Below are 11719 nucleotides of genomic sequence, written 5' to 3'. Positions count from 1 at the left end.
CCAATAGATGGGTTCGGCCCGGTGATCGGCATGCCTGTCTGCCGCTGCGATAAAGCCGCTGGGTCGCGGCTTAGCTTCGCAACGCCGGAAGACCGATTCCCGTCGCCTCGAACCCGCCGTCCACGGCCAGGCGTTGACCAGTGACAAAGCTGGCCTTGTCGGAACAGAGCCAGACGATCGCCTCGGCAATCTCGGTCTCCTGACCATACCGGTTGAGCGGAATCGCATCGTGGTAGGCATCGATGATTTGCTGCGTATGGACTGCCATCGCCAATTTCGTGCGCACCGGGCCGGGGCAAACGCAATTCACCCGTATGCCGTGCTCCCCCAGTTCGACCGCCTGTTGTTGGGTCAGATGGGCAACCCCGGCTTTGGAAGTGCCGTAGGCCACGCGCAGCGTCGAGGCGCGCAGGGCGCTGATGGATGCGATGTTCACGATGGCGCCGCGAGTCGCCTTCAGGGAGGATGTAAAGGCCTGCGATATAAGGAATACGCCGTCCAGGTTGGTGGCCATGACCTGGCGCCATCTTTCGAAATCGGTCGTCTCGATCGGGCCGAAGTCGGCCAGTCCCGCGTTGTTGACGACGGCAGAGACGTTGCCGATCTCTGCCTTGGCGCGTGCCGCCAGTTGCGCGACCGCGTCCGGGTCGCTGACATCGCAGGGCAGGGGAATGGCACCGGTCAGGTCGGTGGCCGCATGGGCCAGTTCCTCGGTATCGTTGTCCACCATGATGACGCGGCGGCCTTCGGCCAGAAACAGTTTGGTGGTGGCCAAGCCGATGCCCCGGGCTGCGCCGGTGACCAATGCGATGTTTTCCATTTTCGCTCCCTCTCCCAGATGGGGCACTGTAGCGGGGCGGGGACGATGGGCAAGCGATGTGGGCCGGACCCGGGTTTGGGACAGGTGCACGAATAGGCCGGGGGCGGATGGCTAAAAAACACGGCTCTCCCCGCTTGACGGGACGGGGGGCGCGCCATAGACACCGCACACGCCGGGCGACCGGCGGATGCGCGGTTGTAGCTCAGTTGGTTAGAGTACCGGCCTGTCACGCCGGGGGTCGCGGGTTCGAGCCCCGTCAACCGCGCCACTTTCCCTCTTCGACATTTTCGAATGAAGGAGTGCCAGGCCCCTGTTTTCGTGCGATTTTTCCATGTCACCCTGTGTGCACCCGCTGTACACCCCCCGTACATACGAACTGTGCACGCTGACGGGTTGGTAAGGGTTCGCGGTTAGGGTGGACTCCAGGGCAGCTTTTCCATCGTCGTGAGACCTGCTGGGACCACCAGTTCTGTTGCCCAAGACATAGACGAGTTATGTGAACCCGCAGGCACCGATGACCGCGACCGCAGCTGCGCCAGCGGCGGGGCCTGTGTTCTTCCAATACGATCCGCAAGACCGTTTTCTTTGGCAAAGCCTCCGCCTCATCAGCGTCAATACCACGGTAGTGCCAAGGTCAAAGTTTTCCTGAGCTGTCAGGTTCGGGCGAGTCTCGCGGAACCGGTCAGTCGCCAAGCCAGAACTCGTCGCGTTCGCATCTCTGTCTTCCGGAAATGTCAGATCGGGCAGGCACCATGGCGGTGGGGAACAAACGTCTTGGCCATCGGGTCTCCTTGGCCAAAGCGTCCCGCATCCGCGCGGCGCGCACAATCCCCATTGACCCCTTTGGCGCGCCCCGCTATCTCGCCCCAATCGCGCGGTTGTAGCTCAGTTGGTTAGAGTACCGGCCTGTCACGCCGGGGGTCGCGGGTTCGAGCCCCGTCAACCGCGCCACTTTCCCCTTTTGTCCCGGACGTGCCCCCTTTCGGGGCGGTCGTTCGCCCGTCAGCCGCGGGAGCGCGCCGCGAACCGGGGCAGCATGGCGCTGAAATCCCGACCCGCGCCGTCTTCGGTTTCGACGAAGGCGCGGTATTGGCGGAGCGCCTCGGCCCCCATCGGCGTATCGGCGTCGACGGCCTCGGCGGCCTGTTGGGACAGGCCCAGGTCCTTGAGCATGAGGTCGGCCGCAAACCCCGGCTTGTAGTCGTTGTCAGAGGGCGCGGTCGGCCCCACGCCCGGCGCCGGGCAATAGGTGGTGAGCGACCAGCTCTGCCCCGAGGACGTGGAGGCGACATCGTACATCGCCTGCCGGTCGAGGCCGAGTTTGTCGGCCAGCGCGAAGGCCTCGCAGGTGGCGACCATGGTCGCGCCCAGGATCATGTTGTTGCAGATCTTGGCCGCCTGTCCGTTACCCGAGGGGCCGCAGTGCACCGTGCGCCCGCCCATCACGTCGAGGAGCGGCGCGGCGATGGCCAGGGCGGCTTCGCTTCCGCCCACCATGAAGGTCAATGTGCCCGCCGCCGCCCCGCCGATCCCGCCCGAGACGGGCGCATCGAGGGCCAGCAGGTCGTGGGCGGCGGCCATGTCCGCCACGGCCCGCGCGCTCTCCACGTCGACGGTGGAGCAATCGAGGAGGACGGCACCGGGTGGCATGGCGGGGATGACCTCCCCGGCGACCTGCCGCAGGATGGCGCCGTTGGGCAGCATGGTGATGACGACCTCGGCCCCGGTCGCCGCGGCGGCGGCGCTGTCGGCCATGGTGACGCCCTCGGGGGCGGGGGCGTCAGGGTCGAAGCCGGTGACGGAGTGCCCCGCACGGGTCAGGTTGGCGGCCATGGGTCCGCCCATGTTGCCGAGGCCGATGAAGGCGATGTTCATGTCCAGATCTCCAGGTTTGGGGCCAGGGGCCCAAGGGGGCGCAGCATGGCGGCGACATCGATCGCGGGCACATCCGTGGGGCCCGCATGGGTCCAGCGGGGGGTGCGGTCCTTGTCGATGATCTGGGCGCGGATGCCTTCGACGAAATCGCCCTGTTCAAGGGCGCGGAAGGTAAAGCGCGCCTCCATCCCAAGGGCCTGTTCGATGGTGGGATCGTCGCCCAGACGGTGCAGCATTTCCACGGCACAGGCCATGGAGAGCGGGGCATTGGCGTGGAGGGCCTTGCGCGCCGACACCTCGAGCGGGCTGTCCCCGGTCAGAAGGCGCGCGATATCGCCCAGTGTCTCTCCGGCGAAGAGCGCGTCGATCTGCGCCTGGTCGGCGGCGAGCGGGGACCCGGGCGGGGCGGATGCGGCGGCGTCGACGGCTGCCGGGTCGCCATCTGCCACCAGCGCGGCCTTCAGCGCGTCCCACCCGTCCGGCACGTAGTAGTCGGCAAAACCGGCATGGATCGCACAGCCCGGCCCCATGCGCGCGCCCGTCACCCCGAGGTATTCGCCCAGTCGTCCCGGCGCGCGCGCCAACAGAAGTGTGCCGCCCACATCCGGCACCAGACCGATGGCGCACTCGGGCATGGCGATGCGGCTGCTGTCGTCGACGATGCGGTGACTGGCGTGACATCCGACGCCGACGCCGCCGCCCATGGTGAAGCCGTGCAGGAAGCTGACCACGGGCTTCGGGAAATGGAACAGCTTGGCGTTGAGCCGGTATTCATCGCCCCAGAACCGCGCCCCATAGTCAAAACGCCCTTCGGTCCCGGCGCGGTGCATGTCGACGATATCCCCGCCGGCACAGAACGCGCGCCCGGCGGCGCCATCGATCAAAAGCAGATGAACTTCGTCGTCCAGCCGCCAGATATCCAACGCTTTTTCAATCTCGAGACACATGTCCCAGGTCAGCGCGTTCAGCGCCTCAGGCCGGTTCAGGGTGATGCGACCGGCGCGTCCTTGGGTGCGGATATGGATATCGGACGTCACGATCTGCCTTCTTCTCTGCTTTGCAAATACTCCGGGGAGCGCGAGGGGCCGGCCCCTCGCTCCGCCCCCGCAGCCTGGTGCTATCCCAAGGTTAGGCGCGCAGCATATCCCGTGCAACGATCAGACGCATGATCTCGTTCGTGCCTTCCAGAATCTGGTGCACCCGCAGGTCGCGCGACAGCTTCTCGATCCCGTAGTCGGCCAGATAGCCATAGCCGCCGTGCAATTGCAGGCAGCCGTCGACCACGCGCGATCCGGTTTCGGTCACCAGCTTCTTGGCCATGGCACAGAACTTGGTGGCATCCACCGCGCCCTGGTCCAGTTTCCACGCGGCCTGACGGAGGAAGGTGCGGGCGGCCTGAAGCTCGATCTCCATTTCCGCGAGGCGAAACTGGGTGTTCTGAAAGTCTGCGAGCGGTTTCCCGAACGCCTGACGCTCGCGCACATAGGCGACGGTCTGATCCAGCGCCTGCTGCGCGGCCCCGACCGAACAGGCCGCGATGTTGAGGCGGCCGCCGTCGAGACCCGCCATGGCATAGCGAAAACCGTGCCCCTCCTCGCCCAGAAGCGCGTCCGCGGGCACGGCGCAATCGTCGAGCTGGACCTGGCGCGTGGGTTGCGACCGCCAGCCCATCTTGTCCTCCAGCCCGCCGAAGGACAGGCCGGGCGCGCCGTCGGGCACGATCAACGCGCTGATCCCCTTGGGGCCCGCGTCGCCGGTGCGCGCCATGACGATATAGGCGTCGGAATAGCCGCCGCCCGAGATGAAGGCCTTGGTCCCGGTCAGGCGGTAGCCTTCGTTGGTCCGCGTCGCCCTCGTTTTCAGCGCGGCGGCGTCCGACCCGCTGCCCGGTTCGGTCAGGCAATAGCTGAACACCGTTTCCATGGTTACGGCGCGGGGCAGGTGGGCGGCCTTGGTCGCGTCGCTGCCGAAGGCGTCGATCATCTTGGCGCACATGTTGTGGATCGACAGGAAGGCCGCGACCGACGGGCAGGCCATGCTCAGCGCCTCGAACACCAGCGTCGCGTCAAGGCGCGACAGGGCGCTGCCCCCGTGATCTTCGGACACATAGAGCGCACCGAACCCCAGCGCCGCCAGTTTCGGCCAGAGGTCCTTGGGGATGTTCCCTTCCGCCTCCCACTGCCGGGCGTGGGGCGCGATCTCGGTCTGGCCCACGTCGCGGGCCATGTCGAAGATGGCTTGGGATTCCTCGGTCAGTGCAAAGTCCATCAGGCCCTCCCCGGCGCAGAATAGAACACCTGTTCAATTATGCCCGCAGCGACGCGGAAGGGCAAACGAAAAACGCCCGCCGGGTCGGGCGGGCGTTGATCGTGTGAAACCGGTTTGGCCGTCAGATCAGGCGAACCTGGGTGCCGATCTGGGTCAGGCCGTAAAGCTCTGCGATCTTCTCGTTATAGAGACCGATGCAGCCCGACGACGACCGGCGACCGATCTTGCGCGTGTCGTGCGTGCCGTGGATCAGGTAGGCGGGCCAGTCGAGATACATGGCGTGCGTGCCCAGGGGGTTGCCCGGGTCGCCGCCCTCCATGCGGATCGGCAACTCGGGGTTACGCTCGCGCATGTTGGCGGTAGGGGTCCAGCTGGGCGCAACCTGCTTGCGCACGATGGAGGTATATCCCCGCCGCGTCAGCTCGTCCGTCATCGGGACAGAGGTCGGATAAAGGCGGTAATCGGTCCCGGTGGAATCCCAGTAATGCAGGGCGCGCGACGTGGTGTCGGCGATGATCACCCCGACGCCAAGCGACTGGAAGTGGTCGCGCCAGTCGATCATCTGGAAGCTGGAGGTGTTGCGGCGGGTCTCGGTCGGGCCGGTCACGCCGCCGAAATCCTCGGCGGTGAACTGCTGCTGTGCGCGCAGAACGGTGGGTGTGGCGAGCGCGGCGGCTGCGCCCAAAAGAATGGTGCGACGGTTTTGACGGGTCATCGACGCCTCCTTATCAATTGTCATCGTGTACTCAACGCCGGGAATGCACGATTCGTTGCCGGAACGCACATCACATTGTCGTAGAGACTGAAACGAAGTTCATTCGTGCGACTCTTCCCAGTCTGACCAAATTCGTGCCCGCGCCGCGCCGCAATCGGGCGCCAGGTTGAGCGGAAATTATCCCCCGGAGGCAGCCATGGGACCCATAGACGCGACAGTCCGGTGTCTCATCAACCCGTTCACCTGGCGGGGCCGTGCGCGGCCAAGCGAGTATTGGTGGTTCTTCCTGACCGGTTTCATCCTGTCGGCCTTGGTGACTTCCCCCATCTACTGGCCTGCCGTCGTCCTCGGCTGGAACAGCGCGCGAACCGGCACGACCCTGACGGCCTTGGAGATCGAGATGATGGCCACCCAGGCGGTCAGCGTTCCGGTGTGGTGGGGTATCACCATCGCCTCGTGGTGGATCTGGTTCTCGAGCCTTGCGGTCGCCATCCGGCGTTTGCACGACACCGATCGCAGCGGCTGGTGGGTCTGGATCACCCTGATTCCGCTTGTCGGATTTATCATCCTGCTGGTCCTGCTGATCCTGCCGGGCGATACGACCCGCAACAGCTTTGGCCCGGTGTGGGGCGGAGGGGGCAAGGCTGCGCCCGAACCGCGCCGTTCATCCGGGTACGACAGCGAGTTCGACCCTATCGGGCGCCCCCGCAGCGAGGTCGACCGGGTGCAGGGGGCCGAGGCCCTGCGCGCCCTGCGCCAGTCGCGGATGCCGAACTGATCCCATAGGTGCGCACAGGGCCGGTGCGTCGACGGACATCGACAGGGGCCGTTTCTGCGGCCAACTCTGGGGAAGGATAGTCCCAACCCGGAGGGTGCCATGACGCGACCCCGTCCCGAAACCGCCCCGACCCTGGGCCATGTCCACCTGCGCGTGGCGGACCTGGAACGGTCGGTCGCCTTTTATACCGATGTCGTGGGCCTGGAGGTGACGGCGCGCTATGGGCGACATGCCGCGTTCCTCTCCTCGGGCGGCTATCATCACCATCTGGCCCTCAACACATGGGACAGTGCGGGCGCGTCCCCCGCGCCGCGCGGCCATCCGGGGCTGTATCACAGCGCCTTTCTCTATCCCGACCGCGCCTCGCTGGGGCAGGCGGTCCAACGCGCCCTGGATGCGGGGCACGACCTGACGGGCGCGGCGGACCACGGGGTCAGCGAGGCCGTCTATCTGGATGACCCCGATGGCAACGGGGTGGAGCTGTACCGTGACCGGCCGCGCGACGATTGGCCCCGAGATGCGCACGGGGCGCTGGCCATGGTCAACGCGCCGCTCGACCTCGAGACCTTGCTGGCCGAGGCCGGGCCGCTTTGACCCAAGTCACGTGTCCTGGATGATCGCCGTCAGCAGGCGACGCTCGGCCGCCCAGAAGAGATAGAGCATGCCGCTGCCGAAGAAGGTCAGGCCGGGGGCGTCGGGCGTCGGGCCGGGCATCCGGGGCTGCGACGCGAATTGCGCCAGGAATGCCATCGGCGTGCCATCCGGCGTGGACGGAAACACCGGGCTTTGGACGAAGGCGGGGACGCCGGTCTGGCCGGGCTTCGGATGGGGCGTCCAGGCCGCGCAGGGGGCCGTGGCGAGGCCATGCCGGGTCCAGGTCTGTGCGGCGTCGCGCGGCGCCCCGCTCGGGTCGTCTTGAAGATAGCGCGTGCCCTCCGCGACCAGCGTCGGGGCCATCGGGTCGGTGTAGTCCAGCGTGATCGAGGCATATTCGTCGAAGACCGGCACCGACACATGCAGGTCGAAGGAAAGGTCCGGGAAATCCGCACCGGCGGCGAGCGTCCCGATGTATTGCGTCCCGTTCGGGCCCAGACCCGGTCGCGGTGCGAAAGCCCGACGGCAGGTCGCCGCCAAGGCAATGTGGGCCGTCGTTGGCATCCACGAAGGCACGGACCTCGCGGACGGGAACCTGGGGCAGGGCGACCTGGCCCAGGTGTTGATCGAAGTACGTCGGCAACAGGGTTCCACCCTGTCTCCGCTCCCAATTCTCGATGGGGGGCAGATCGGCCAGATCCGCCTCGCTGCGGGTCTGGGACCCGAGCGTGACCTGTCGCAGGATGCCGTCGCCATCGGTCGACAGCGTCAGCGGCACGCCGTTCCACGCGTGGGTCACCGTGGCCGCCATGTCGGGCGACACCCGGAGCATGCGCATCGCCGCCAGACATTGCGGGCCACCGTCCAGCCGGAAGTCGGCGGCGGCGAAATGCTGGACGGTCAGGTCTTGGGACGGGGCCTTGCGTCCGAAGACCTTGGTCAGATTGAACAACGCCACGGGTTACTCCATCACCGGGATCGAGAATTCGCCGCCTTCCTTGATGCCCGACGGCCAGCGTGCGGTCACCGTCTTGGTGCGGGTGTAGAAGCGGAAGGCATCGGGGCCGTGCTGGTTCAGATCACCGAACATCGACTTCTTCCAGCCGCCGAAGGTGTGATAGGCCAGCGGCACCGGGATGGGCACGTTGACGCCGACCATGCCGACATTCACGCGCTTCGCGAAGTCGCGGGCGGCGTCGCCGTCGCGGGTGAAGATGGCGGTACCGTTGCCGTATTCGTGGTCCATGGCGAGGCCGAGCGCCTCTTCGTAGGTCTGCGCGCGGACGGTCGACAGGACGGGGCCGAAGATCTCTTTGCGATAGATCTCCATGTCGGGCGTCACGTGATCGAAGAGGACGGGGCCGACGAAGAACCCGTTCTCGTAGCCCTGCACCGACATCTGGCTGCCGTCGACGACGGCCTTGGCGCCGGCGTCCTTGCCCGACTGGATCAGCGCCAGGATATTGTCCTTTGCCGCCTTGGTCACGACCGGCCCGAAGTCGACATCCGTGCCCGAGGAATAGGGCCCGACCTTGAGCGCCTCGACCCGGGGGACCAGCTTTTCGATCAGGCGGTCGGCGGTGTCGTCGCCCACGGGCACGGCCACCGAAATCGCCATGCAGCGTTCGCCCGCAGCCCCGTAACCCGCGCCGACCAGCGCATCGGCGGCCTGATCCATGTCCGCGTCGGGCATGATGATCATGTGGTTCTTGGCCCCGCCGAAGCACTGCGCGCGCTTGCCGCTGGCGCTGGCCCGCTCATAGATATAGGCCGCGATCGGGGTCGATCCGACGAAGCCGACCGACTGGATCACCGGATGGTCGAGGATGGCGTCGACCACTTCCTTGTCGCCGTTGACGACCTGCAGGATGCCCTTGGGCAGACCCGCCTCCTCCATCAGCGCGGCGAGCATCATCGGCACCGACGGGTCGCGTTCGGAAGGCTTGAGGATGAAGGCGTTTCCGGCAGCGATGGCGGGCGCGAACATCCACATCGGGATCATGGCCGGGAAGTTGAAGGGGGTGATGCCCGCAGTGACGCCAAGCGCCTGACGCATGGAATACATATCGATGCCGGGGCCCGCTGAATCCGTGAAGTCGCCCTTGAGGTGGTGGGGCGCGCCGATGCAGAATTCGACGACTTCGAGGCCGCGCTGCACGTCGCCCGCCGCATCGGGCAGGGTCTTGCCGTGTTCGCGCGACAGCGCCTCGGCCAGCTTGTTCATGTCGCGGTTCAGAAGCTCGACGAATTTCATCAGGACGCGGGCGCGGCGCTGCGGGTTCGTCGCCTCCCACGCGGGTTGGGCCGCGGCGGCGATCTGGACCGCGCGGTCGAGGTCGGCGGCCGAAGCGAGGGCCAGTTTTGCCTGCACCTCGCCGGTGGCCGGGTTGTAGACATCCGCCGTGCGACCCGAGCCTGCGACCACGCCGCCGTCGATATAATGACCGATCTGTTCCATGAAACCCTCCCTGAGTTGGCGCAGTTTAGCGCCTGCAACCTTGCGCGAACAGAGGCAGAGGGGCAGGGTAGCCTTGCATTTTTGCAAGGATGGCTGGCGGATGGATTGGGATGACCTGCGGATTTTCCTGGGTGTGGCGCGGACCGGGTCGCTGGCCGAAGGGGGGCGGGCGCTGCGCCTCGACCCCGCGACGCTGAGCCGACGGGTCACCCGGCTGGAGGCGGCGGCGGGGGCGGCGCTGTTCCTGAAATCGCCGCGCGGCTATGCCCTGACCGAAGCGGGTCAGCGCCTGTTGCCCCACGCCGAGGCGATGGAGGCGCGGGCGCGGGCCGGGGTCGCAGCGCTGAGCGCGGACGACGGGTTGCGCGGACGGGTGCGGATCGGCGCGCCCGACGGGGTCGCCAACCACGTGCTGCCCGCCGTACTGGCCCGGTTGCGGGCGTTGCATCCTGCCCTTGGTCTGGATGTCGTCGCCCTGCCGCGCGTGTTCGACCTGGGGCGGCGCGAGGCGGATCTGGCGATCACGGTGTCGCCGCCCAAGGCCGGTCGGCTGCGGGTGCGGCGGCTATGTGACTATCATCTGAGCCTTGCGGCGCACCGCGACTATCTGGCGGTGCGGGGGCCGGTGGCGACGCGCGACGACCTGCGCGGGCATGAGATCGTGGGCTATATTCCGGACATGATCTTTGACGCGGATCTGGATTATCTGGGCGAGGTGGGGGCCAATGCGCCGGGCCTCGCCTCCAATTCCGCGTCGGTTCAACTGGGGTTGATCCGGGCCGGGGGTGGCATCGGTGTGGTCCACGATTTCATGCTGGCCGCCGCGCCCGGACTTGTCCGCGTCCTGCCGGGCGAGGTGCGCCTGACGCGGGCTTATCACCTGAGCCGGCACGGCGACGCGGGCGGGCCGCTCATCAGCCGGACAGCGGATTTGCTGGCCGACGGGGTGCGGGAAGAAGTCGCACGGCTGGAAGCCTTGTCAGTCGGTTAGAGCGCGATCTTCATGTGATTGACCTTGGGTCAAGGCGGCGCGGGCGGCCGAGATCAGCAGAGCCGCGCCCGGCGCAATCAGGGCATCGTCGAAGTCGTAGTCCGGGTTGTGCAGGGCCGGTCCCGGTCCGGCCCCCAGAAGGAGCATGGCCGCCGGGCAATCGTGGCCGAAGCGCCCGAAGTCTTCGGAGGCACGAAGGGGCACACCCGTCTGCGTCGCGATCCCGGCGGCACTTGCGGCAGAATGGAGGATACGGGCGGCGTCGGGGTGGTTCACGCCCGCCAGAAACGCGTCGTGTTCGGTGATGGCGAGGGCCAGGCCCGCGTCGTGCGCCACCCGTTCGGCCAGCGCGCGGATGGTCGCGACCAGTTCCGCAAGGCTTGCATCCGACGTGGTGCGGGCGGTCACCAGAACCTCGGCCCGACCGGGGGCGATGCCGAAAGCCGCGTCGCCCAGGCGGGCGTGGCAGAGGGTGACGAGCCTGTAGTCCGCCATGGGAAACCGTCCCCCGGACAGGGCGGGCAGCTCGGCCATCAGGCGCGCCATCGCCGCGGCGGGCGACAGGCCGGTCTCGGGGGCGCAGGCATGGGCCTCGGTTCCCGTCAGATCGAGCCGCAGCCCGACTGAGGGCGCGCTGGCCAGCCCGACGGGAACATGGGCCGTGCCGCGGGGCAGGTCCGGTTCGTTGTGCAGCGCGAAAGCCCAGTCGGGGGTCAGCGCGCCATAGGCCGGGTCGGCGCAGACGGCGATGGCGCCGGTTCCGTCTTCCTCGGCGGGTTGAAACATGCAAACGACGCGGCCCCGGGCAGGGCGGGCGCGCGACAGCATCCGGGCCACCGCCAGCATCGTCACCATGTGCCCGTCGTGGCCGCAGAGATGGGCGGTGCCGGGCACCGTGCTGACCCAGTCCGGCGTGCCCGTCTCGGCAATCGGCAGGGCGTCGAGTTCGCAGCGCAGAAGGACCGTGGGGCCAGGACGTGCGCCCGCGAAGACACCGGCGACACCGTGCCCGCCCAGACCGGTCACCAGGTCGTCGGCCCCCAGATCGGAAAGCAGGGCGGCAATGCGGGCGGCCGTCCGCCCCTCCTGACCCGAGAGTTCGGGGTGGCGGTGCAGGTCGCGGCGCAGCGCGATCAGCGCGGCAAGATCGTCGGGGGTGAGATGATCCTGGGTCATGGAAGCCTCGTGCCGCAAATCCGCGCCGGAGTCACGAGGCTTGA

Annotated in this window: 11 protein-coding genes and 2 tRNA genes; 5 read left to right on the top strand and 8 right to left on the bottom strand. The window is 67.4% G+C overall.

Annotated features, from left to right (window positions below; translation table 11 throughout):
• Window positions 1–70: 70 nt before the first annotated feature.
• Window positions 71–820 (bottom strand): SDR family NAD(P)-dependent oxidoreductase, encoded by a 750-nt coding sequence (locus BM002_RS03355; protein ID WP_092777283.1) that lies wholly within the window; start codon window positions 818–820, stop codon window positions 71–73.
• Between the two features lie 191 nt (window positions 821–1011).
• Between BM002_RS03355 and BM002_RS03350 the strand changes: the two genes are divergently transcribed.
• Both BM002_RS03350 and BM002_RS03345 read left to right on the top strand, forming a co-directional pair.
• A tRNA-Asp gene (locus BM002_RS03350) sits at window positions 1012–1088 on the top strand.
• A 606-nt stretch (window positions 1089–1694) separates the two neighbouring features.
• Window positions 1695–1771, top strand: a tRNA-Asp gene (locus BM002_RS03345).
• Window positions 1772–1822: 51 nt separating this feature from the next.
• On the opposite strand, the gene mmsB is transcribed toward BM002_RS03345, so the two are convergent.
• The 4 genes from mmsB to BM002_RS03325 form a co-directional block, all read right to left on the bottom strand.
• Window positions 1823–2695 (bottom strand): 3-hydroxyisobutyrate dehydrogenase, encoded by an 873-nt coding sequence (mmsB, locus tag BM002_RS03340; protein WP_092777281.1) that lies wholly within the window; start codon window positions 2693–2695, stop codon window positions 1823–1825.
• A complete protein-coding gene (locus tag BM002_RS03335) occupies window positions 2692–3732 on the bottom strand; it encodes an enoyl-CoA hydratase/isomerase family protein (RefSeq protein WP_092777279.1) in 1041 nt (346 codons plus the stop codon). The genes mmsB and BM002_RS03335 overlap by 4 nt, the downstream gene beginning before the upstream one ends.
• A 91-nt stretch (window positions 3733–3823) precedes the next feature.
• Complete coding sequence (locus BM002_RS03330; protein ID WP_092777277.1) at window positions 3824–4963, bottom strand: acyl-CoA dehydrogenase family protein; 1140 nt, start codon at window positions 4961–4963, stop codon at window positions 3824–3826.
• Window positions 4964–5084: 121 nt separating this feature from the next.
• Window positions 5085–5678, bottom strand: coding sequence for a L,D-transpeptidase (locus tag BM002_RS03325; protein WP_092778721.1), 594 nt, complete (start codon window positions 5676–5678; stop codon window positions 5085–5087).
• A 196-nt stretch (window positions 5679–5874) separates the two neighbouring features.
• Between BM002_RS03325 and BM002_RS03320 the strand changes: the two genes are divergently transcribed.
• Window positions 5875–6456: a DUF805 domain-containing protein gene (locus BM002_RS03320; protein ID WP_092777275.1), complete on the top strand. Its 582-nt coding sequence runs from the start codon at window positions 5875–5877 to the stop codon at window positions 6454–6456.
• A gap of 99 nt (window positions 6457–6555) precedes the next feature.
• Window positions 6556–7050 (top strand): VOC family protein, encoded by a 495-nt coding sequence (locus tag BM002_RS03315; RefSeq protein ID WP_092777273.1) that lies wholly within the window; start codon window positions 6556–6558, stop codon window positions 7048–7050.
• A 6-nt stretch (window positions 7051–7056) separates the two neighbouring features.
• On the opposite strand, the gene BM002_RS03310 is transcribed toward BM002_RS03315, so the two are convergent.
• Entirely contained in the window at window positions 7057–7614 is a 558-nt protein-coding gene (locus tag BM002_RS03310; RefSeq protein ID WP_139212226.1) for a hypothetical protein, read from the bottom strand.
• Between the two features lie 397 nt (window positions 7615–8011).
• A complete protein-coding gene (locus tag BM002_RS03305; RefSeq protein WP_092777269.1) occupies window positions 8012–9508 on the bottom strand; it encodes a CoA-acylating methylmalonate-semialdehyde dehydrogenase in 1497 nt (498 codons plus the stop codon).
• Between the two features lie 100 nt (window positions 9509–9608).
• Between BM002_RS03305 and BM002_RS03300 the strand changes: the two genes are divergently transcribed.
• Complete coding sequence (locus BM002_RS03300; RefSeq protein ID WP_092777267.1) at window positions 9609–10499, top strand: LysR family transcriptional regulator; 891 nt, start codon at window positions 9609–9611, stop codon at window positions 10497–10499.
• Here the strand turns inward: BM002_RS03300 and BM002_RS03295 are convergent.
• Entirely contained in the window at window positions 10488–11675 is a 1188-nt protein-coding gene (locus tag BM002_RS03295) for an amidohydrolase (RefSeq protein WP_092777265.1), read from the bottom strand. The genes BM002_RS03300 and BM002_RS03295 overlap by 12 nt on opposite strands.
• Window positions 11676–11719 lie beyond the last annotated feature (44 nt).

The sequence above is a fragment of the Jannaschia pohangensis genome (assembly GCF_900113875.1).
Classification (GTDB): Bacteria; Pseudomonadota; Alphaproteobacteria; order Rhodobacterales; family Rhodobacteraceae; genus Jannaschia; species Jannaschia pohangensis.
This window is presented reverse-complemented; position numbering and strand designations above follow the sequence as displayed.

Coding starts and splice junctions, on each gene's coding strand:
- BM002_RS03330 (WP_092777277.1), bottom strand. CDS start 4,963: ATGGACTTTGCACTGACCGAGGAATCCCAAGCCATCTTCGACATGGCC.
- BM002_RS03305 (WP_092777269.1), bottom strand. CDS start 9,508: ATGGAACAGATCGGTCATTATATCGACGGCGGCGTGGTCGCAGGCTCG.
- BM002_RS03310 (WP_139212226.1), bottom strand. CDS start 7,614: ATGCCAACGACGGCCCACATTGCCTTGGCGGCGACCTGCCGTCGGGCT.
- BM002_RS03315 (WP_092777273.1), top strand. CDS start 6,556: ATGACGCGACCCCGTCCCGAAACCGCCCCGACCCTGGGCCATGTCCAC.
- mmsB (WP_092777281.1), bottom strand. CDS start 2,695: ATGAACATCGCCTTCATCGGCCTCGGCAACATGGGCGGACCCATGGCC.
- BM002_RS03325 (WP_092778721.1), bottom strand. CDS start 5,678: ATGACCCGTCAAAACCGTCGCACCATTCTTTTGGGCGCAGCCGCCGCG.
- BM002_RS03355 (WP_092777283.1), bottom strand. CDS start 820: ATGGAAAACATCGCATTGGTCACCGGCGCAGCCCGGGGCATCGGCTTG.
- BM002_RS03320 (WP_092777275.1), top strand. CDS start 5,875: ATGGGACCCATAGACGCGACAGTCCGGTGTCTCATCAACCCGTTCACC.
- BM002_RS03295 (WP_092777265.1), bottom strand. CDS start 11,675: ATGACCCAGGATCATCTCACCCCCGACGATCTTGCCGCGCTGATCGCG.
- BM002_RS03300 (WP_092777267.1), top strand. CDS start 9,609: ATGGATTGGGATGACCTGCGGATTTTCCTGGGTGTGGCGCGGACCGGG.